This is a genomic window from Gluconobacter sp. NFX36 (assembly GCF_049887835.1).
Classification (GTDB): domain Bacteria; phylum Pseudomonadota; class Alphaproteobacteria; order Acetobacterales; family Acetobacteraceae; genus Gluconobacter; species Gluconobacter japonicus_A.
On the sequence record NZ_JAGEKJ010000002.1, the window covers coordinates 347,097 to 368,316 of the forward strand.

General features: G+C 53.0%; 22 protein-coding genes. 8 read left to right on the top strand and 14 right to left on the bottom strand.

The window, feature by feature from the left end:
• The first annotated feature begins 1 nt into the window (after position 1).
• The gene (locus J4P41_RS03410) at positions 2–907 is read left to right on the top strand and encodes a DMT family transporter (protein ID WP_426066106.1); all 906 of its coding nucleotides are present in this window, start codon (positions 2–4) and stop codon (positions 905–907) included.
• Positions 908–911: 4 nt separating this feature from the next.
• Complete coding sequence (locus tag J4P41_RS03415; RefSeq protein ID WP_426066107.1) at positions 912–1,253, top strand: hypothetical protein; 342 nt, start codon at positions 912–914, stop codon at positions 1,251–1,253.
• Here the strand turns inward: J4P41_RS03415 and J4P41_RS03420 are convergent.
• On the bottom strand, positions 1,244–2,170 hold the full coding sequence (locus J4P41_RS03420) for a LysR substrate-binding domain-containing protein (RefSeq protein ID WP_426066108.1): 927 nt from the start codon (positions 2,168–2,170) through the stop codon (positions 1,244–1,246). The genes J4P41_RS03415 and J4P41_RS03420 overlap by 10 nt on opposite strands.
• 101 nt (positions 2,171–2,271) lie before the next feature.
• Between J4P41_RS03420 and J4P41_RS03425 the strand changes: the two genes are divergently transcribed.
• The 3 genes from J4P41_RS03425 to J4P41_RS03435 all read left to right on the top strand — a co-directional run bounded on the left by J4P41_RS03425 (position 2,272) and on the right by J4P41_RS03435 (position 4,439).
• Complete coding sequence (locus J4P41_RS03425; protein WP_426066109.1) at positions 2,272–3,096, top strand: DODA-type extradiol aromatic ring-opening family dioxygenase; 825 nt, start codon at positions 2,272–2,274, stop codon at positions 3,094–3,096.
• Positions 3,097–3,133: 37 nt separating this feature from the next.
• Positions 3,134–3,736 carry a YceI family protein gene (locus tag J4P41_RS03430; protein ID WP_426066110.1) on the top strand — a complete coding sequence of 201 codons (603 nt, stop codon included), beginning with the start codon at positions 3,134–3,136 and terminating at the stop codon, positions 3,734–3,736.
• A gap of 97 nt (positions 3,737–3,833) precedes the next feature.
• Positions 3,834–4,439: a glutathione binding-like protein gene (locus tag J4P41_RS03435; RefSeq protein WP_426066111.1), complete on the top strand. Its 606-nt coding sequence runs from the start codon at positions 3,834–3,836 to the stop codon at positions 4,437–4,439.
• A gap of 75 nt (positions 4,440–4,514) precedes the next feature.
• Here J4P41_RS03435 and J4P41_RS03440 read toward each other — a convergent pair whose 3' ends face one another.
• Both J4P41_RS03440 and J4P41_RS03445 read right to left on the bottom strand, forming a co-directional pair.
• Entirely contained in the window at positions 4,515–4,844 is a 330-nt protein-coding gene (locus J4P41_RS03440) for a hypothetical protein (protein ID WP_023945580.1), read from the bottom strand.
• A 134-nt stretch (positions 4,845–4,978) separates the two neighbouring features.
• Positions 4,979–5,392, bottom strand: coding sequence for an RcnB family protein (locus J4P41_RS03445; RefSeq protein ID WP_010502607.1), 414 nt, complete (start codon positions 5,390–5,392; stop codon positions 4,979–4,981).
• Between the two features lie 278 nt (positions 5,393–5,670).
• Here J4P41_RS03445 and J4P41_RS03450 point away from each other — a divergent pair, with 278 nt between their 5' ends.
• On the top strand, positions 5,671–7,863 hold the full coding sequence (locus J4P41_RS03450) for a TonB-dependent receptor (protein ID WP_426066112.1): 2,193 nt from the start codon (positions 5,671–5,673) through the stop codon (positions 7,861–7,863).
• Positions 7,864–7,878: 15 nt separating this feature from the next.
• On the opposite strand, the gene J4P41_RS03455 is transcribed toward J4P41_RS03450, so the two are convergent.
• The 6 genes from J4P41_RS03455 to J4P41_RS03480 form a co-directional block, all read right to left on the bottom strand.
• Positions 7,879–8,517 (bottom strand): TetR family transcriptional regulator, encoded by a 639-nt coding sequence (locus J4P41_RS03455; RefSeq protein ID WP_034881279.1) that lies wholly within the window; start codon positions 8,515–8,517, stop codon positions 7,879–7,881.
• Positions 8,514–10,193 carry a SulP family inorganic anion transporter gene (locus J4P41_RS03460; RefSeq protein ID WP_426066113.1) on the bottom strand — a complete coding sequence of 560 codons (1,680 nt, stop codon included), beginning with the start codon at positions 10,191–10,193 and terminating at the stop codon, positions 8,514–8,516. The genes J4P41_RS03455 and J4P41_RS03460 overlap by 4 nt, the downstream gene beginning before the upstream one ends.
• Positions 10,194–10,255: 62 nt before the next feature.
• Positions 10,256–12,154 carry an acetate--CoA ligase gene (gene acs / locus J4P41_RS03465; protein WP_426066114.1) on the bottom strand — a complete coding sequence of 633 codons (1,899 nt, stop codon included), beginning with the start codon at positions 12,152–12,154 and terminating at the stop codon, positions 10,256–10,258.
• 149 nt (positions 12,155–12,303) lie between these two features.
• The gene (locus J4P41_RS03470; protein ID WP_426066115.1) at positions 12,304–12,864 is read right to left on the bottom strand and encodes a 5' nucleotidase, NT5C type; all 561 of its coding nucleotides are present in this window, start codon (positions 12,862–12,864) and stop codon (positions 12,304–12,306) included.
• Between the two features lie 118 nt (positions 12,865–12,982).
• A complete protein-coding gene (locus tag J4P41_RS03475; protein WP_426066116.1) occupies positions 12,983–13,390 on the bottom strand; it encodes a hypothetical protein in 408 nt (135 codons plus the stop codon).
• Between the two features lie 224 nt (positions 13,391–13,614).
• Entirely contained in the window at positions 13,615–13,773 is a 159-nt protein-coding gene (locus tag J4P41_RS03480; RefSeq protein ID WP_426066117.1) for a hypothetical protein, read from the bottom strand.
• An 84-nt stretch (positions 13,774–13,857) separates the two neighbouring features.
• On the opposite strand from J4P41_RS03480, the gene J4P41_RS03485 reads away from it, so the two are divergent.
• Entirely contained in the window at positions 13,858–14,814 is a 957-nt protein-coding gene (locus tag J4P41_RS03485) for a ribokinase (protein ID WP_426066118.1), read from the top strand.
• A gap of 45 nt (positions 14,815–14,859) precedes the next feature.
• Here the strand turns inward: J4P41_RS03485 and J4P41_RS03490 are convergent, their stop codons facing one another.
• From J4P41_RS03490 to J4P41_RS03505, 4 genes are read right to left on the bottom strand one after another with little or no spacing between them, the layout of a single operon-like run.
• A complete protein-coding gene (locus J4P41_RS03490; protein ID WP_282858010.1) occupies positions 14,860–15,432 on the bottom strand; it encodes a PqiC family protein in 573 nt (190 codons plus the stop codon).
• Positions 15,429–16,391: an MlaD family protein gene (locus J4P41_RS03495; RefSeq protein WP_426066119.1), complete on the bottom strand. Its 963-nt coding sequence runs from the start codon at positions 16,389–16,391 to the stop codon at positions 15,429–15,431. Before J4P41_RS03495 ends, J4P41_RS03490 begins: the two co-directional genes overlap by 4 nt.
• Positions 16,391–17,164 (bottom strand): ABC transporter ATP-binding protein, encoded by a 774-nt coding sequence (locus tag J4P41_RS03500; RefSeq protein WP_010502619.1) that lies wholly within the window; start codon positions 17,162–17,164, stop codon positions 16,391–16,393. Before J4P41_RS03500 ends, J4P41_RS03495 begins: the two co-directional genes overlap by 1 nt.
• A gap of 2 nt (positions 17,165–17,166) precedes the next feature.
• On the bottom strand, positions 17,167–18,318 hold the full coding sequence (locus J4P41_RS03505; protein WP_415515844.1) for an MlaE family ABC transporter permease: 1,152 nt from the start codon (positions 18,316–18,318) through the stop codon (positions 17,167–17,169).
• Positions 18,319–18,528: 210 nt separating this feature from the next.
• Here J4P41_RS03505 and J4P41_RS03510 point away from each other — a divergent pair, with 210 nt between their 5' ends.
• Positions 18,529–19,431, top strand: coding sequence for a S1/P1 nuclease (locus J4P41_RS03510; RefSeq protein WP_426066120.1), 903 nt, complete (start codon positions 18,529–18,531; stop codon positions 19,429–19,431).
• 37 nt (positions 19,432–19,468) lie between these two features.
• Here the strand turns inward: J4P41_RS03510 and J4P41_RS03515 are convergent, their stop codons facing one another.
• The gene (locus J4P41_RS03515; RefSeq protein ID WP_426066121.1) at positions 19,469–20,872 is read right to left on the bottom strand and encodes a diguanylate cyclase; all 1,404 of its coding nucleotides are present in this window, start codon (positions 20,870–20,872) and stop codon (positions 19,469–19,471) included.
• Positions 20,873–21,220 lie beyond the last annotated feature (348 nt).

Below are 21,220 nucleotides of genomic sequence, written 5' to 3' on the forward strand. Positions count from 1 at the left end.
AATGACAAATTCAGTTGGTCGCTTCCTTTTCCTGTTTGTAGCTGTCGCCATTCTGTCGTGGGCCAGTGCCTATCCGGTTGTGCGGATCGCGCTGCATGATTTCGCCCCTATCCCTCTGGCTGCGTTGCGCTACGCGATTGCGGCGGTCATGGCGGCAGGATGGCTTCTCTGGAAACGACCCGCTCTTCTGCGCCTCTCTGACGTTCCTCAGGTTCTGGCCTGTGGGGTGGTTGGTATCACGCTGTACAATATTTTCTTCAACTGTGGAGAAATGACGGTTTCTGCCGGGGCGGCAAGCCTTCTCATCAGTGCGGCTCCCCTGATGGCGGGTCTGATGGCCATGGCCTTTCTCGGAGAGCGGATGTCTCTTTGGGGCTGGGCAGGGTCCATCCTGAGTTTCACAGGCGTTGTTCTGATTGCCGAAGGGCAATCCGGTGGCCTGTCCTTTGGTTCAGGGGCAACTCTCGTTTTTGGGGCAGCCGTTTGCGGGGCGCTTTACACCAATTTGCAAAAGGGCCTCATTCATCGTTATGGAGCCCTGACAACCATTGCTTATGTTCTGATCAGTGGCGCTCTGTTCCTTAGCCCGTGGCTGCCTGCTGGAATCAGCAGCTTCGTCCACGGATCTTTTGCCAGTCAGGTTTCTGTTCTTGAACTTGGTATCTTTCCTGCGGCTATCGGATACGCGGCATGGGCTTTCGTCATCGGTCATCTGGGGGCCACACGCGGAGCTGCCCTGCTTTATCTCCTGCCGCCCGTGACAATGCTTCTGGCTTATATTCTGACCAATGAAATTCCAACGGCTCGAACCCTTCTGGGAGGAGCCATCGTCATGGCGGGCGTAGTTCTGACCAACACATGGGGCAGGCGCTCTGTCATTGCCAAAGCTGGGCGGACTGCAGGATAACAGAATGCAGCTTTCTGTTTGTGTTGTGACGGATCTCGTGGATTGGCCGGTGGGCCGAAGGTCTGACGCTGTGCTGATTTCAGATCAGGAAGAAGAGGGCTGGGCAAGGCAAATTTCGCTCCCCCCTCCATCCCCGTTTCGTAAAACTCATGGGGCAGGGTGTTCCTGCTGTTCCCGTGACGGGCTTTCCGTCATCATGGCTCAACTTTTTCAGGACCATGTTCTGGGTGTTGGCCAGTCGTTCAATCAGGTTGTTGTTCTCGTAAAGACTGACGAGCGTCCAGAGGTTCTTTCGATGCTGGAACAGGACGTCTTCGTGCGCGCTCGTTATTGCCTTCAGGGCTGAGTAAAAGTCTGCTCCCAAGGTGGAACTGGCGCATAGTGTTCTGCCAGAAAGTCAATCATGGCCCTGACTTTTGGGGGAACATGGGTGGTAGGAACATAAACGGCATGCAGGTCAGGTCCATGCAAGACAGACATATCGAGGGTAATGGGACGTAGAAGGCCGAAACGGAGCTCATCCGCCACGATAAAAGTGGGCTGATACAGTATACCTTGACCTGCAAGCGCCGCCGCTCTCAGAACGTCCCCGTTATTAGCGCGCAGAGTACTGTGAATAGGGATGGTGCGCTCGCCATTCGGGCCGAAACTCCATCGTGTCGAGCCTACGGCATCACTTAATGTATAGCCCAGACAATTGTGCTGCTGAAGGTCACGGACGGTTTTCGGGGTACCATGCTGCTCCAGATAAGATGGAGCAGCGCAGAGTGTGAAACTGATGTGGGCCAGACGCCGGGCCTTGAGACTGCTGGGAGGGAGATGGCCAATGCGTAAGGTTAGATCCCAGCCCTCCGTGATAGGGTCAACCCGACGGTCATCCACACCAAGCTCAACCGTTACGAGCGGGTATCTCCGGCTGAACTCCGGCAAAAGCGGCGCCACATGACGGATTGCAAAGGAAACCGGTGTATTCAGCCGTAGCAAACCTCGAGGCTCCAGCGCTTCGGCTGATACTTCCTGCTCCATGTCTTCGAGGTTTGAGAGCAGTACCTGGCATCGATCCAGATAGAGGCGTCCCGGTTCCGTCAGGGACAGACGTCGGGTACTGCGATGAAACAACGCAATGCCAAGATGGTTCTCCAGAGCAGAGACATGTTTGGTGACCATCGTCTGTGACAGATTCAGAGAACGGGCCGCCGCTGCAAAACTGCCTTGTCCGACCACCCGAACGAAAACCTGCATACTGGTAAGTCGATCCAGCATCTCATACTCCGGGTGTTAGATAACTTTCCTGAAGTCAGGATTATCGTCCCCTAAGTTTGATGACAACCTCCTCATCAGCTTACGAGAAGGAGGGGCGTTTCATGGTCGGCATTTCAGAGCAGACAGTCGCGGTGAAGCGCCAACCTGTGCTTTTCATACCTCATGGCGGTGGACCATGCTTTTTTATGGATTGGCCTCACGTCTGGGACCGTATGGGGGCGCATCTTCGTGACGTCGCCAAGACACTTCCGCAGCGGCCCTCGGCAATCGTTGTTGTGTCCGGACATTGGGAGACTGACCGTCCGACCGTCACAACAGGCAAAGCGCCACCATTGATCTACGATTACTACGGCTTCCCGGAGCATACTTACGCCCTGCAATATCCTGCTCCCGGATCACCAGACGTGGCGCATCATGTGAGGTGTCTTCTGGAAGACGCCGGGATTGCGAGCGATGAGGACGATCAACGTGGCTTTGACCACGGGGTATTCATCCCCTTTCTGCTTGCTTTTCCGGAAGCCGAAATTCCCGTTGTGGAACTGTCTCTGCCACGTCACGCATCAGCCGTTGATGTCATGGCAATCGGGAAGGCGCTTGGACCTCTGCGGGATGAAAATATCCTGCTGGTTGGAACAGGCATGTCGTATCACAACCTGCGTCGTTTTCTCCGCCCCGATAAGGAAGCGGATGAACACTCCAGACAGTTTAACGCCTGGCTGCATCAGGCTGTTACTTCTTCCTCATCACAGAGGGCTTCTGCGCTGGCATCGTGGGAGGATGTTCCTTTTGCGAAAGACTGTCACCCTGAGGCAGAACATCTCTTGCCGTTAATGTTTGTCGCAGGTGCCGCCGGAACGGAACCCGGTCATCGCGATTACAATGATACCGTTATGGGAAAGGCATTGTCCGGCTTCCGTTTCGGCTGACATTTTTCTTCTTCATACTTTCAGAAAGGACCCTGTCATGAAGGCAGTACTCTCCGGCGCAATCGCCGCACTTTCGATCACTCTTGCTGCCGGCAGCGCTCTTGCGGCTCCGCCGGCGGATATCAAATCCGGCACATACAAGGTTGAATCTGGCCATACACAGGTCAATTTCTCTGTCCTGCACTTTGGCTTTACCTATTATTCGGGGCAGTTTTCGAACGTGAGCGGCACCCTGAAACTTGACGCCGCTCATCCTTCATCCTCCAAACTCTCAGTGACTATTCCTGTGGCCAGCGTTGCAACATCCAGCAGCGTCCTGACGGATGAACTGAAAAATCCAGAATGGTTCGATGCCGCGAAGTATCCTGATGCGACGTTTGTTTCGACGCAGGTCTCACCGGTAGGTGCCGAAGACGCTGCTGTCAGCGGAAACCTTACACTTCACGGCATCACCAAGCCTGTCGTGCTGCATGTTCATTTTGTCGGTTCTGGCGTGAACCCGATGGATAAGGCCTATACAGTTGGCTTCCAGGCGACAGGCACAATCCACCGGAGTGATTTTGGGGTGAAGAAGTACGTCCCCTATGTCAGCGATGACGTGAACCTGACAATCGCCGGTGCATTCGAAAAGCAACCGTAAGCGTTGGAGGAAGAAATGGCGTGAGGCTACGGCCTCCCGTCTTCTGCTTTTTTAAAGAACACGATCCATCGCATGGCTCGTGTATGAGGAGAACACCATGAAGCTTTATTATAAGCCAGGAGCCTGTTCACTGGCTGCCCATATCATTCTGAATGAAATCGGAAAGCCTTACAGTCTTGAAAAAGTGGATACAGCCACCAAAAAGACGGAAACCGGTGCTGATTACCTGCTGATCAATCCTCGTGGTGCAGTTCCCGCAATCGAGATCAAGCCTGGCGTTGTGCTGACACAGAATTCAGCCATTCTTCAGTATATTGGAGACCATTCCGATATCAAGGCATTCAAGCCTGCGTCCGGGTCTCTGGAGCGCGCCAGACTTCAGGAAGCATTGGGCTTTTGTGGAGACCTGCACACTGCTTTTGGTGGGTTATTTGCGCCGGGCCTGACACAGGATGCTGAAAAATCAGTCCACGAACAGATTCATCGCCGGATGACACAGTTTGAAGATATGCTGTCAGATGGGAAAACGTATTGGCTGGGTGATGATTTCACGCAGGCTGATGCCTATGCGGCTGTGATCATGACATGGGCGGTTTTCAAGAAACTTGATATTTCCCATCATCGTAAAGCCTGGGCCCTGAGAGAGAAAGTGATGGCACGTCCATCCGCCAAACGTGCGTTTCAGGAAGAAGGCCTGGCCTGAGCGAAAACGCTATAAATCACGTCACAGAAAGCTGGGGTGCAAAATCCCTGGCTTTCTGGATGAAGCAGCCTTTTTCTATCGAACGCTATCGACGTGATAGCCGTTGGCCATGCGATAAGTAATCAGAAAGTGCTTTCTGGTCTTATGGCTCTCATACCATTCTTGGGAAAAATAATTGCTTAAGGGGTGGCCGTGGAGGTCATAGGTCACTTTGTAGGAGACTGGATCATCACTGTCCCCGGTGATTTTTTCTACGCTGATGACTTTTGCAATAGCGACATGCGTGATCGAATCATCACCTGAGACTTTTCCCCAACCTAGAAAACCAAATACGCTTAAAGCCACGACAAGGGTGAGGGCCGAGCAGAGGCCTAGCCAGTCCTTGGCGTTAGGGGAAAGAGGCATAGAAGAACCTTCCTGAAAATATCAGATGCACATATCCAGATCACTCTTCAGGTGCATCTAAAATATTCTTTTATCAGGGCAATGGTTCGATCCGTGCAAAGGCCCGGGAGATTTTCCCCGAGCCTTTCTGTCTGTCAGTAAGGTCCAGGAGGTGGGGGCGGTGGTTGATATCCAGGAGGTGGCGGTGGCGGATTAGCGACTGCACCTCCCACGACACCGGCAATCAGGCCAGTTGCAATGGCGGTCAAAAGGTACTGGTTTCCGTACTGCATCCAGTAATAACCACGTGGAGGCTGCCATAAGCCTTGACGACCGCGCCAGTCGTTAATGATCCCTCCATTATTCCTCGGACCTGTATAGCGTTCTCCTTTGCGCCATACGTGGTTTCGATCAAATGAATCCTGCCTGTCGTAACGGCCGCCATCATTGCGAAAGCCACCCGATCTGCCCGGATCTCCGCCACCACGGTACGGATCAGCCGACGCTACATTGACCGAAATGGCCAGCATCCCGCTCATGAGAACGCCAGCGATAATCTTTTTACGCATAGAACTGCCTTTCTCAACATGGTTCGGGGCGACAGAGCCGTTTTCCGAACATGCCTATGAAGAAGATATCGCGTGGGTAGCGTGGCAGTAATATGGCGTATGCCTTCGCCAATATTTTCCGATTGTAACCAAGGCTCGTGTCAGACTGTGCCAGATTTGAAACACCCTGCACAAAAAACGGCCATCTCGTAAAAATTGGGATTTATATAAATTGTGGCACTCAGTGCCAAAATGTAGAAGGTCCAGAGACTCTAAGAGACAGCGTACAGGATAATGGCATGAAAATCTCGCGGTTTGCGATGTGTCTTCTCGCAGGTTCGGTCATGAGCAGCGTTTCGGCTCGCGCTGCGGAGACCCAGACGAACGTACCGGAAAACTCGTCTGCTAAAAAAGCCGTGGACTCATCCAAATCTGAACAGATTACCGTCCATCGTCGGAGCGGTACCGGAACAGTTGCAGATTATCGTACGAAGGAAGCGTCGCTTGGGCCGCTGGGCACCCGGTCTATCCTGGATACTCCACTGTCTGTGATGGTGGTTCCACATGATGTTCTTGTGAATCAGCAGTCCAGGAATATCAATGACCTCATCGCGTTCGTACCTTCCGCGCAGCTTGAGATGCGTGGCGATCCGAACACCAGCCGTCCGCAGTCCCGCGGGTTCGAGGGAGATGTGATTTCCAACTCCCGGATAGATGGCCTCAATATGGTCATCACGACACCTTATGCGGCTGAACAGTTTGAAAGCCTGCAGGTTCTGAATGGCCTTGCCGGGGCCGTTTATGGTCCACAAAATCCTGCCGGAACTTTCGATTTTACCCTGAAACGGCCAACTGACCGGAAAACCGAGCGTTTCGTTGTCGGGGTGGATTCAAACGGCGCTCCGATGGAGAGCGTCGATCTCTCAGGACGTGTGGGGCATAACAAGTGGTTCGGATATCGCCTTAACCTGCTGAATCAGAACGGGGAAGGATACGTCGCGGATTCCCATATGCGCCGAAATCTGGTGAGTGGGGACTTTGATATTCATATCTCCCCTCAAACCGTTATTCAGATTGACGCCAGCCAGTACACTTATGCGCAACGTGGCTATCCGGGTGGCTTTTCCTATAGCACAGCCATTCAGCTTCCAACTGCACCTGACCTGAGCCAGAAGGGCTACGGCCAGAAGCAGGCGGGTTATAATATGGAAACCGACACCGCCCTGATGAAGATTATTCATCACTTCAATGATAACTGGAGCCTGAAACTAGGCGGCATGTGGGAAAATGCTGGTCGAAACGTCTTCAGCGTTGGCAATCAGCTGCTCAATTCATCCGGTCGCTACAACCAGACGATTTCCGCAGCAACAACAGCCAATGATTTCGTCGCAGGCAGCAACATGGCCTACCTGAACGGCCTGTTCCACACGGGGCCGTTAAAGCACCGGATCGAAGTCGGAACAAACGGCTATGTCATGGGCAATTATAACCCGACGTCGTCCACAGGAAATATTACGCTGGGGCAGGCGACCATTGGCAATCCGCGGACCATCTCCAGTGTGCAGCCTTATTATTCCGGTCGTTACAAGTCTGCCGATACCATGACGCAGTCTTTGCTGGCAGGGGATACAATTTCTCTTGGTAAGCACTGGTCTATCATGGGGACACTTGCCTGGAGCTGGCTGAGCACGAATAACTATTCGAAAGCAGCTGTAAAGACTTCAACCTACAGCAAGTCTGCCGCTTTTAGTCCGATGACAAGCCTGATTTACAAGCCGGCATCCAATCAAACCGTTTATTTCACATGGGGGCGTTCCCTACAGGCAGGGACGACGGCTCCGGTCGGTGCGGTGAACGTCAATGAAGTGACGGCCCCTCTGCGTTCTGAGGAATATGAGGTCGGATACAAAATCCTTGTCGCCAAACGGCTTCAGTTGAATGTTGCCGGGTTCCGGATGTCACGGCCGTTTGGTTACACAGACCCTGTGACGTATGTGTATTCCAACTACGGTATCCAGCGGAACTATGGTGTCGAGTTTCAGGCATCCGGAAATATCACCGAAAACCTGAGCGTTCTCGGCGGCATGACGTGGCTTGATGCACAGCTTCTCAATACGGGCGTTGCCAAGACGTCTTACAAGCAGGTCGTTGGTGTGCCGCCTCTTATGGCGAATGTTCTGCTGGATTATCGCCTGCCGTTCCTGAAGGGCGGGGCGGTGAATGCAAATGTTCATTACATGGGCCGTCGTGCGGCAAATGTTTACAATACAACCTTTGCACCGTCTTACGTGACGCTTGATCTTGGCGCCCGCTACGCAACACATGTTTATCAGCAACCGCTGGTTTTCCGCTTCGGGGTGAATAACGTGACGAACCAGACTTACTGGGCGTCCGTTTATCCTTCCAGCATCAATGGAGGTGGAACGGCCACTAATTCTGCCGTTGCAGGCCTACCAAGAACTTACCACTTCTCCATCGAACTGGATCTTTAAGAGATAAAAGTCCTCTCAGCCTAAACTGAGAGGACTGTCCTCCATCCACAGAAGTGGATGAAAAGTAAAAGCGCGGCGAAGCAGATCTTCAAGATCAGCTTCGCCTTCCGTCTTCATCCATTCATCAACCGCAGTTCGATATGTCGCAATGGCTGTGCGAGCAATCAATCGTGCGGCGAGAGAGGGCATATCGGTGGGGGGAAGGCGGGCCATCAGGGCTTTAGCCAATGCTTCCTCCCATTCTTCATATTTCTGCAAACTGACGCTACGCAACGCTGGTTCATGCTCCAGAAGCTGAACCAGAGCATAAGCATACTCTCTGTTTGCCGTAATGCGATGAACAACAGGCAGAAGCGCCAAAAGAACCATATCCTGCAAAGAAGCATCCGGGCTGGCGGATGCGATTGCATTCTTGAGCGCCTCTGTCATCTCGCTGGTCCAGGCAAGGATAATGTCCCCTTTGCCCGAGAAATAACGGAACAGGGTTCGACGCGAGACATTGGCAGCTTCTGCAATCTGCTCGACCGATGTTTCCTCGTAACCCTGTTTGGAGAACAGTCGCAGGGCTTCCCATGCCAAAGCTGTAGCCGTCCGGTCCTTTTTGCTTTGTCGGCGCGTAAGGTCTTTTTTATCGTCCTGCTGACCGTCCATCATGGCGCTGCAGAACTTTGCTCTGATTGGGAGAGCCACTGCCGGGCAGAGGCCAGAGCGGTGTGGAGTTCCTCAAACAGGTTCTCAATGCCAATCACACCAATGAGGCGATGACGGTTCATGTCTGCTTTTAAGTCAGGACTGACGCGTCCGAAAAACATCCTCACTCCCCGTAGGTTCAGATTTTGAAGGAGAGATCGCAAATCCTCCGCAGCCGAATAATCAATATCCGTAACCGGGCTACACTCTACCACAATACATCGCACAGGATGAGGGGCATCGTTCACAAGGGTTAGAATGTCTCGGCTGAACCGGGCCGAGTTCGCATAGAACAGGTCTGCACAGAAGCGGAAGATGATCAGGCCGGGCTGAGTTTCAAGGCCGCCTTTGGCCGGAACGGACTCAAGCGCACCGTTTGTTCCAAAAGGCTGAAGCACGGCCGTATGAGGCGCATAGCTGTGTCGGACGTGCCGAAAAAGTGACAGGGCGATCGCCAGAAGAATACCCTGCTCAACGCCCGAAACCAGAACAACGATTGCAGTTGTCAAAGCGAGCCAGAATTCACCGGGGCTTTCACGGCGGATGGCGAGTAGCGAGCGGATTTCGATCATCCCGATTGCTACCGTGAACACAATAGCGGCCAGAACGCATTGGGGGAGATACTGCAAGGGACCCGTAAAGAACAGGAGAACAAGCAGGGTAAGAATTGAAAAGGTGAGTTGGGCTATCTGGCTATGTGCACCGGACCGTACCGCCATAGCCGTTTGTGTTGGACTGCCATTAACGGTGAATGTCCCGGATAATGCTGCGGCCGTATTGGCAATCCATAACCCTTCCAGATCCTTGTTCTCATCAAGGGGTTCGTTAAACAAGGTCGCAAAAGACCGGGAGGTTGCGGCGCTCTGTGTGATGATCACGAAGACGCAGGACGCTGCGATCGGAAGAAGCGATACAAACTCGCTCCAGGCAATAAGCGGCACCCCAAAATGAGGAAGGCCGCCACTGACGGACCCGAGCGTCGAAACGCCAAGATATGAAAGCCTGGCATATTTGCTCAGCGCTATGCTTCCGATGACCACACATAATGCGGCCGGAAAGCGCGGTGAAAAACGGTTGAGAAGGAGAATGACACCAATTGTCGCAGCAGCCAGACACATTGAAAGGCCATTGGCCTGATGCAGATTGTCAAAGGTTTGGACAAGTTGACGAAGGGGCGTGTGCGCATCGCTCTGAACACCCATCAGTTCATGCAGCATGGAGATCATGATTTGAGCTCCCACGCCTGTCATGAAGCCCACTAGGACGGTGCGGGAAAGAAAATCAGCCAGAAAACCAAGCCGAAACAGGCGTGCGATAAGAAGCAGTCCCGCTACAGTAAGGGCTGTCGCACTCACAAGTGTGATGTAGTGGGCACTTCCGATCGGAGCTAAAGCGCTCAGGGAGCCGGAAAGAATGGCCGCCGTAGCGGAATCTGCAGCCACGACGAGGTGCCGGGAAGACCCGAAGAGCGCAAACCCTGCCAAAGGAAGAAGGACGGTATAAAGCCCTGTAACGGCAGGCATGGCCGCTATCCGGGCATACCCCAGAACTTGCGGAATATTGGTGAAAGCAAGGGACATTCCGGCGAGAATGTCGCTCCGCCACGTAGCGGGGATTACGATGCGCCGAAATAGCCCCATAATATTCTGCCTTTCGGATGGCTTGGCCGGACACTCAGCAAGGATCCGACCAGAGGCATCAGTCAGCCCTGCACAATACGGATCAGAACGTCCACGATTTCCGGATCGGCGAGTGTCGAAAGATCGCCCAACCCGTCTGTTTCCCCACAGGCGATCTTGCGCATTAGGCGTCGTACGTTCTTCCCAGAACGCGTCTTCGGTAGATCCGGGACGATGTAGACTTTCTCCGGCACCGCATAGCGCCCGACCTTGGCCGTAATGGCGCGAACCGCAAGCATTTCCAGTTCCGGATGAAACGGATCGCGTGCAACAGCATAGACGATGATCCCTTGACCCTTCAGGTCATGCGGAATGCCAATGGCAGCGCTTTCGACAATAGCATGCTCGGCAGCCAGTGCGTCTTCAATTTCGGCCGATCCGATACGATGACCGGAGACATTGATGACATCATCAACCCGCCCCGTGATCCAGTAATATCCGTCTTCATCACGGCGCGCACCATCACCCGTGAAGTAATGGCCGGGATAGGGGCGCAGGTAAGTCGTCTGAAAGAGTGCGTCGTCGTTCCAGATGGTCAAGGCTCGACCCGGCCAGGAACCATCCAGACACAAAACCCCTTCGGTTGCCCCGTCCAGAACCTGTCCTTTGTCATCCAGCAGTACAGGATGAACGCCCGGTAGAGGAAGAGTGGCAGAAGCAGGCTTTTCTTTGACCGCACCTGGCACAGGCGAAATCATGATGCCGCCACTCTCTGTCTGCCACCATGTATCGACGAATGCACATCGACCACCACCGATTACGTCATCAAACCAGGACCACGCTTCCTGACTGATCGGCTCTCCAACGGTTCCCAGAACGCGCAGGGAGGTCAGGTCATATTGACGTGGGAAGTCGTTGCCTTCCCGCATCAGGGCACGAATGGCCGTTGGGGAGGTGTAGAATGTTGTAACCTTGTGGGACTGAATAACCTCCCACCAACGACCGGGAGCCGGGTGGGACGGCATCCCTTCAAACAGAAGAATGGTTCCACCGTTCGAAAGGGGGCCGTAAACGACGTAGCTGTGGCCTGTAATCCAGCCAATATCCGCCGTGCACCAGAAAACATCGCCCTTCTGATGATCAAAGACCAGTTCATGCGTGTAGGAGGCCCATGTCAGGTAACCGCCAGTTCCGTGCACAATACCTTTGGGCTTTCCGGTGCTGCCTGACGTATAAAGCAGAAACAGCGGGTCTGTAGAGGCCATCGTTTCGGCAAGGCAGGAGGTCTCGGCTTTTTCCAGAAGCGGGGTCAGCAGTTCATCACGGCCGGCCTGCATCGGAACCGGCTCATCCGTCACACTGACAACCAGAACACTCCGAACGGACAGCGTCTCAGGCCGCAGGCTCAGGGCAGAGTCCATGGTGGTTTTGAAAGGAATGCGTTTTGCTCCACGTCGCCCGACATTTGCCGTGATAACCAGTGTTGCACCGCTATCGGCCAGTCGATCCGCAATGGCTTCCGGCGAAAAACCGCCAAAAAGCACAACATGAATGGCCCCCAGTCGGGCGCAGGCCAACATGCCAACCACGCCTTCGATAACGGTCGGAAGGTGAATCGCAACCCGTTCGCCACGAGAGATACCGTGGTCGCGCAGGACATTAGCCATCTGGCAAACGCGCGCATGCAGATCACGGTAAGTCAGGCGAACAACATGATCGGCCTCTTCCGCCTGCCAGATCAGGGCAGTCTGCCCTCCTCTGCTCTCAAGATGACGATCCAGACAATTCACACTGGCATTCAGCGTTCCGTCTGCAAACCAGCCATTTCCGGTATCCTGCGCGGAGGAGGGAGATCTGATCCAGTCCAGTCGTGTGCTCTGGTTCTGCCAGTAAGCTTCCGGGTTCTGCTGTGCTGCATCTGTAAGAGCACGGTAATCGGAAGGGGAAAGGCGGAATGCGCCAGAGCGGAACGGGGTGGACATAAAAGAAGCGTGCTCACAGACCAGAAGCTGAAAACGGGAGCAAAGCTGTATCGTAAACTGGGGCACAAAGCCAAAAGCAAAAAAACCAAAACAGCTTACAATATTGTAATATTATTATCCGCGTTTCGATGCGTGGTCAGCCTGAGAATTCAATCTTTTTGAGGGTGCAGTTGACCACTCAGATAGGAAACAGCCTCGTGCCAGTTATTGACGCGGGGAGACCACGCTACATTCTGGTTATGAAGGGCGGAGAAAAGAACGCCCTGACCCTGAAAATTGCGGAAATGACGCACATTATCGTCGATCAGATAGTCTGCGGCAAGAATATTTTTATGGCCGCAAAAAACGATATTGAGCGGAGAAATAAAAGGAAAATTCTTCTGAAGCCACTGAAATTTGGGCGCACAGGATGCAGGATATTCCATCGCAGCAGTCGTAATGAAAATATCGAAATCCTGACTAAGATGTTTCAGTGCTTCTTTGGCACCGGGCATGACCGTCAGATCAGCAAAGAACTCTCCGGCATGGAGGAGTTTCTGCATGTCCTCAGCATGTTCCGGAGCGGCCAGATCTCCCAGATGTCGACCTTTTAATTCGTCATCAGTCCAAGTGTATCCATGGGTAACCTGATACCAGAGACGTTGCGCAGCAAAAGCATCCGCGATCACTTCGTCCATGTCGATGGCAAGGCGTAAGCGGCGATTTTCCATGGCGTTAGACTCCTGAACGGGCTTCAGATAAGAAGTTTCTCCCGTTCAGTCTTTCAAGACAATGTCGTTTGGTCTGTTTTCAAAACACGACATTGTTAAACAAAGACGTTTTGCAGGATTAGCGTAAACGTCGGCCTTCCTTGATGCCATAGAAAATGAAGTGCAGGAAAAGGTCCCCTTCATATTCTGCAAGATCGGGATTGGCTGCGCGATAATCGTGCGGGCTGAAAAAACGGTTTGGCTGCCGACCCTCGCGATATCCAGATTCTCTATAATGTGTTGCGGCATCAAATCCAGCGGCTGCAACATCCGGGTATTCGCGTACATACCATGCGCTGTCAAAAGCACAGACCATGTCTGCGAGGAAAGGATTGACAACAGGTATGGAGACTTCCGCCTCTGTTGTTTCGACTGCTGTTTCAGGCTGTGGTGCAGCCTCAACAATCTGGTCGACTTTTTTTGTACGGGCGGATGGTGTGGCTTTTTTTGCGGACCGGGCGGTTGTCTGGCGGCTGGTAGAAGACATAACGGGCAGACCCTTTTTGAGCTATATCTGTTTCGAGCAAGACACACAGAAGGTCCGTCCCAGACCTCAGTGCAAAACAGGCGAATGTGTGAACGATAGCTTAACAAGAAGGGTATTAAAATGAAAATAATACACTTCTGATAGAAGGAATAACGGCGAAATCCAGTTCTTGTCCTGCAGGAGCAGGGACGTGTGAGTGTCTTGTTGGCATCGCAGAACGTTTATCAGCTTCGCAGACGCAGACGCAGACGCAGACGCAGACGCAGACGCAGACGCAGACGCAGACGGGGTGGGGGATGTCGTCCGCTGAAATGGCTTGAGAAGTACTTTTTTAGATTGGCTTTTTGTGAAGCCGCAGCATGCTGCAGCCGTTTTCTACTCACATTGCCAGTGAACAGTGTCTACCATACTGACGAAAAGCCATGCGAAGTGCTAAGAAAAAGCTCCTTGTTTATTGAGATAAAGCCATGTCCGACAACACCCCTCTGATCCTGTCTTTTGGAAGCATTAATATTGACGTTACGGCTCGGGCTGCCCGTCTGCCGCGGCCAGGAGAGACAGTTCATGGGGAAAGCTACGCCGTCATGCTGGGTGGCAAAGGCAGCAATCAGGCTGCGGCGGCAGGACGGCTTGCGGCCGGATCCGGAGTGCACGTTGCTCTCGCAGGTCGGATTGGTCAGGACGGCTTTGGTATTCAGGCGCGTCAGGAACTGGAGCGCTTTGGTGTGGACCTTGCTCCTCTGCGTGAAGATACGGCCAATCCAACCGGTATTGCCTTGATTGGAATTGATGGAAGCAGCGAAAACTGCATCACTGTTGTTGGTGGCGCAAATATGGCTGTTGATGAAACGGATGTCTCGTCCGCCGACGAGTGGCTAGGGCGCGCCAAAGTTCTTCTGCTGCAATTGGAAATTCCGCAGCCTGCGGTTCTTGCTGCGGCACGGCGTGCGCGTAGTGCAGGAGCTATTGTAGTGCTTGATCCAGCTCCCGCACCGGAACACGGACTTCTGGAAGATCTTTGGCAGGAAATCGATATTCTGACGCCTAATGAGAGCGAAACATTTCAATTGACGGGTATCCGCCCTGACACTGTTGAGGATGCGGCACGCGCAGCGGAGGCTCTGCTTACCAAAGGAGTAAAAGCAGCTCTTGTGAAAATGGGGAGTCGCGGCGTGTTCTGGCATGATGGTACGCAGAGCGGATATAGCGCGCCGTTTCGGATTCAACCTGTCGATACGGTTGCGGCAGGAGACTGCTTCAATGCCGGGTTGGCGTTTGCCTTGGCGCAGGGGCATACCCTCGAACACGCTGTGCGTATCGCTTCAGCATGTGGAGCTCTTGCGACAACGCGGCATGGCGCAGCGGACGCAGCGCCAGAATGGAGCGATGTCCTGACTTTGATGGCCGCTCAACCCGCGGAGTGAGCAGGGGTATATCGCAGGGCAGTTCGTTATCCCTGCGATATATTTTTAGAGCTGTGGAGTTGAGGCTCCGATTGCAGCGGAAAGTTGCTCAACCAAATCGCGTGTCAAAGCAACGTTCCCTGCATCCGTGACAATCGAGCCGCGGGCTGTGAAACTTGCCCGATGATGCATGACAGGCTTCTTCTCGTTTGAGGGAATGAAAGACCAGTCCGCTTCCAGTGTGCCCTGACCGTCTGCTGCAATATCCAGTCGTGTGACCGTGATGTTCAGTCGCGTCCCAGGCGTTGATGCTGAACTCTGCGACGTTACGAAAACGGATGGCCAGATCTGCGAGAGCCTGGCGGTGACGAGATCCGTCACCCCGCGTGACAGGCGGCTTGCCCATCGGCCATGCGGGCTACGGTCCAGAACGTCTCCGTGTCTGACAAGCATATCCTGACTATCCAGATAATCAGGCACTTGCACCGGATCGACAGTAACAACCGGCGTGGTAGGGCCAAGCGCGGTAGTTGTGCTCGCAATGGCGGGGGCGCCCAGAGTGTAGAACTGGATAGGTGCGGAGGCGCATCCGCTCAGTAGCAATCCTGTAACGGCTAAAGAAGCAAAAGAGAGTTTCATGGGCGGCGTCCCGTCAGCAGAAGTTGCGGATTACGTTCGACATCATTGGCAAAGCCGCGAAGTGCAGAAGCAGCAGAGGCCAGGTCCCGCAGACTTGCCTCCAGATTGGCTCTCTCAGAAGAGCGGGGGGAGGTCATGCTCTGAATATTGCTCAGGCTTTGATCCGCTCTCTGGATCATGACATTGCTGTTTTCCAGAAGTTGATGGAGATCCTTGCCGCGCGCGTTGAGTTGCTCTGACCCGGCATCGGCCAGCCTGTTCAGGCTCTTGAGTGTCTGTTCAAGTTGCGGCTGAAGATGAGTGATCAGATCTCGACTGGCATCAACCATGTCCCGACTATGATCGGACGTGGAACGAATACTTTCGATCAATACAGGAAGATCGCGATCCAGCCTGTCAGAAAGTTCCCGCACTGCCGCAAGGGATGCATTGGCATTATCCCCCAGCTCTTTGAGGGGAAGATTTTGCAGGGTTTGGGACATGGCCTGAATGGAAGACTGTTTGGTAGGAATTTCCGTCATCGTTGCAATTGCGGGATGCAGAACAGCTGGAACTTCCGGAGCGAAATCCAGATCAATCTCGGACGAACCTGTAACGAAGCTTTTAAGGTTCATTTCCCCCCGTAGACCTTGGGAGACCAGATCTCTGATCGTTGGAAGGTGATGCGCTGAATTGCCTGTCAGGGTGATATTATCGGGACGCATGGTCACATACACGGGAATGTAAGCGTCTTTTGTCTCCGGGTTGTATTCGATGACAACCTTATCCACCGCGCCCACCTGTACGCCACGAAACGTGACTGGAGCGCCGACGGAAAGCCCGGAGGACGCACCGTGGAAAATCAGGACAGCCTTTTCCATGCGGGTGAAGGGATGAAAGTTACCGAAAAGCACAAACGCCCCAACGGCCAGCCCGATACCGCCTACGACAAAGGCACCGACAAAAGCTTGCCTGTTCATCAATTGCGTCCTTCTTCGTCACGTTCCCGATGCATGAAAGCATGGACCTGAGGTTCATCACAGTGATCGCGCAGGTCTCGTGGAGAGCCATGAGCGATGGGTATTTTGGTTTTGGCATCCAGGAAGATGCCATCGTCAGCGATATGGAAAAGGCTGGAGAGTTCATGGCTGACGATCACAATCGTCGCCCCCAGCCCATCCCGGAGATTAAGGATCAGATCATCCAGACGGGCTGATGTAATAGGGTCCAGACCGGCAGACGGCTCGTCGAAAAACAGAACGTCCGGATCAAGCGCGATGGCGCGCGCCAGACCTGCGCGTTTGCGCATACCGCCACTGATTTCGGAAGGCTGAAGGTCGATGGCTTGTAACATCCCAACAAAACCAAGTTTCAGTTCAACCAGTCTTCGGATGACATCGGGCTTCAGATCCGTAAACATCTGAAGGGGAAGAGCGACATTTTCCCCGATTGTCATGGAGCTCCAGAGCGCACCACTCTGAAACAGAACACCGAACCGATGATTAAGCTCGGTTCTCTCTGCTTCAGACCCATCCCAATATGGAACACCATCGACAAGATATTCCCCGGTAGTCGGGCGAAGCAGCCCAATCATGCTTTTCAGAAGCGTGCTTTTACCGCACCCCGATCCACCCATGACCGCAAAAATACTGCCCTTTTTGACGTCCAGAGTAATGTTCTTCTGAATGACCTTGGGGCCGAAAGCGAGTGTGACGTCTTTCATGGAAAGAACGGTTGGTCTGGTGTCGCTCATGGTCAGATCCCCACCACGTCGGCGATAACGGCAAAGATGGCGTCGATGGCGATGACGCCCACAATTCCAACAACCACGGCGCGTGTTGCGGCAATGCCGACGTCTGCGGCTGATCGCCCGGCCTTTAGTCCAATGCGGCAACTGGTGAGGCCGATGAATGCCCCAAAGACAATGCTTTTCACGAATGCGAAGATGAACTGGCCAATCCCGAAGGACGTTACGGTCTGATGGAAATATCCGGCAGCCGTAATATCGAGCATTGAAATAGCCACGACGAAGCCGCCGAGCATCCCGACCAGGCAACCATAGAGATACAGAAACGGCATGGTGATGACGAGCGACAGAACGGCAGGCAAAATCAGATAAGTAGATGTCGGGATACCGAAAACATTCAGCGCGTCGATTTCTTCATTGCCCTGCATGGTCGAGATGCGGGCAGCGTAAGACCCGCCTGTTCTGCCAGCCATAATGATGGCCGTCATGACAGCCGCCATTTCACGCACCATCGCAATCCCAACCAGGCTCGCAACATAGATCCCGGCTGCAAATTTCTGGAGCTCCACGGCCCCCACGAAGGCGAGAATGGCCCCCACGAGAAAATTAACGATGCCAACAATCAGCAAAGCGTAGGGACCGGCATTCGTCGTATCGGTCAGAAGATCGACAAACCGCATTCGGCTGCGACCGCTTAACGCCAGAAAGCCGCCCTTCACTGTCATGGCGCCAAGGCTAGCAACGGTTCCGATTTCCGTCAGGCCACTCAGCGTGCGCCCGCCGATGGCTTCCAGGAAGGGAAGACGTTTCGGACGGGGAGCAGGTTTGACCGCCGGAACATCGGGCAGAAGATCAAGTAATTGCCGCATCGGTGCCGGAAGACTCTGTGTCTCCAGAGTGATGTGCCTGTCATGACCTATGCGTTTGACGTCCCACAGGAAAGCAATAAGCCCTGTGTCCCAGCGCGCTGTTTCCCGTGTATCAAATGCAAGCACACTTCCAGCCGGAGCGTCGTCGAGACCATTCTTCGGAAAAGAGGGAATGCTGCCGCTGCGGGCTGTCCAGGAACCTTGCAGAGACAGAACCGGACCGTTCTCTCCCGTTGACAGCTTCCAGCTTGGAGCAGAGGCACCTTTTGTTTGTTGGTCCGGCTGTTGCAAGTGTACCTCGATGTTTGGGTCAGCTTGTTCTTGTTCCTGTGTAAGGGCAGACGCGCTTGCTGAAAAGGCGTTACTGAACCGTTCGGTCATTTTAGGGTGAATAAAAAAACAGCCCTGTTAGCACCGGCAACCCTGCCGGTTTTTCTTGTGAGCATTCCGCAAGAATGAGAGAACGAAATCAGCTTTCATCTTTAATTTGAGATTTTCTCTATGCGCTCATGGATATTCCCTGCTGCTTTAGCTTGCGTTTCCGTAATTCTCAGTACTCCGCAGGCTCACGCATGGGGACCATATGGCCATGCGATTGTTGCTGACATTGCTCAGGACCGTCTGACACCGGAAGCTGCAAAGGCCGTGCAGGCTCTTCTTGCTTTGGAGGAGCATCAAACATTAGACCAGGTTGCATCCTGGCCCGATACGATCGGGCATGTTCCCAAAAAGAAGGGCGGTCTCCCGCAAACATTGGTGTGGCATTATGTCGACACAGATGTTGCCAACCCAGCCTACGAACGTGATCGTGATTGTGCGGACGGCAATTGCGTTGTTGAAAAACTTCCAGAGCTTGAAAAGCAACTGGCAGATCGTTCAGCCACACCGCAGCAGAGGCTGGATGCTCTCAAATGGGTTGTCCATCTTGTTGGCGACCTGCATCAGCCCTTGCACGCAGCTGAACGCGATCATGACAAAGGTGGAAATGCCATTCGTCTTTCCTATTATGGAGAAACGGAGAACGGACATATGAATCTTCACGCTCTCTGGGATGAGGGAGTGCTGGATCGTCAGGCTTCGCTGGTTGTGGGGCCACATTACACGATTGATTTTACCAAAGCCCGCGCAGAGGCCAATCAATTGGCTTCCACCATTACAGCAGACGAAACGACATATTGGGTTGCTGATCTTTCTGGAGGTGATGTGTATCATGCGGTAGTTGATTGGACTGACGAAAGCCATTCTCTCGCCCGTTCTATTGCTTACGGAGCTCTTCCCAAGACCAATGGTGCAGATATACGCGATATATACACGTCGATTGCATGGCCAGTCATTCAGTTGCGGCTACAACAGGCCGGTGTGAGGCTGGCTGCGGTTCTGAATGCAGCGCTTGGCAAGGAATAAATCCAAGCGCAGTTTCCAGTATCCTTAAATGTGGATGTTAATAGCGTGGCAGGCTGTTTAGGTCGGGCGTCGCGATGACCGTGCAGTTTCTGCCGCGCGCCTTCGCATAATACAGAGCGCGATCCGCATCCTCAATGAGGTGCGTATAATCGGGGTGCCCTTCAAAGTGGGCAACTCCGATTGAGGCAGTGACAGAGAGCATGCTTCCGGTTGGTTGTGTTGAGACTTGGGTAATGCTTTCGCGAATATTCTCAGCAACCTGAAATGCACGCTGCAAGTCAGTTTCTACCAAAGCAACAAGAAATTCTTCGCCGCCATAACGGAATATGAAATCGCTTGTTCGACAAGATGCAACAAGTTTTTCTGCCACTTGACGCAAAACCGCATCTCCACCGGTGTGGCCGTAACGATCATTGATTGCTTTGAAGTGGTCGATATCGATCATCAGAATACTGAAAGGAACCTGCCTCCGGATAGATTGGGCAACTTCTCTTGCCATGATGGTGGGTAAAAAGCGTCTGTTCAAAGTGCATGTGAGGGGATCGCGGCCACTTTCAAGAGCTTCGCTTTCTTTGAAAAGCTCATCCATCAGAAAACGAATTTCTTCGATTTGTGCTTGCAGTTCATGAATGCGTGTCGCCGCTGGTGGTGTTTCCAGAGCGAGTGAAGGAACCAGAACATGATCAATCCTGCGGATAGCAGTTCTGATATGTTCGATACCGCTAGTGTTGGGGAAAAGAAGACTACCCTTGTGATTAAGCCATAACCCGAAGCCGGAAGATTCCAGGAGGGGGAGGGGAGGGGGGGCGTTACAGCAAATGGAAAGAAGAATTTTGTGCCCCCAATCTAGCAAGGCAGCACGTTGCACCTCTCTTTCAAGGGTGACGTCCTGTCCCAAAGTTACTAGTCGATAGGCTTCATCTGTCTCGATTTCTTTTTGAAGATCTCTGACAAACTCCCGACTCATTGTCTCTAAAGCGAGGTCCATCATGTTTTCGACGTAGTTAATCGCTGTCGACAAGTCTTTCTGAGAGAGCGAGCTGTCAAAAAGAGATTGTCTCAAAGTGCTTTTAAGGAGGCGCGCTCCATGCATGACGACGTGAAGTGGTACTCGGATCCGTGCATGGACAAGACCAATTCTGCGCTGGGTGGCAACAAGTGAAGAAAGATCAGGAGCAAAAGCTGAAAAAAGAGACAGGCACCATTTCAAAAGAGCAGAATGCAAATGGTCATTAACAATTTGGTTTGACAGGAAAGGAGCGGCTTCAGGATGGGTTAAAAGCGTCCTGTAGAAAAACTCTACACCTTCGGGCGCGCGCTCTTCGACGATATTCGCAACAATCAGGCGGATTTCCGGATCTACGGCACTTATAATGAGTTGCCACTCCCTTTCGTCGGGGGAAAGGGGAGGTGTAATTACAGGCAATGCATCGACCGTCATCGGAAACTCCTGGAGCGAAAAACGGCTTACGAGAAAGTGGATACGTACGATACACGCTTTGTAAGGGTGCGCTCTCAATCTCGTTTGGGAATACCGTAGAAAGCTTTTTATAGCGTTAACAGAGTGCTCTTTATCTGATCAATGAAGGTAGCGGCAAACGTCAGAATAAGATTTTTTCATTTTTCTTATATTTTTTGGTTGACGGGTATGTGTGGTGGTCTTATAAGCCCGTTCACCGACGCGGCGGGGCCTTCTTCGAGGGTCTGGCCGGGACGGTTAGAGACTGTGATCTTTGAAAATTGAATATGGAATTGGAAGGGATATGTTGGCGGCGTTTTGGTGCTGCTG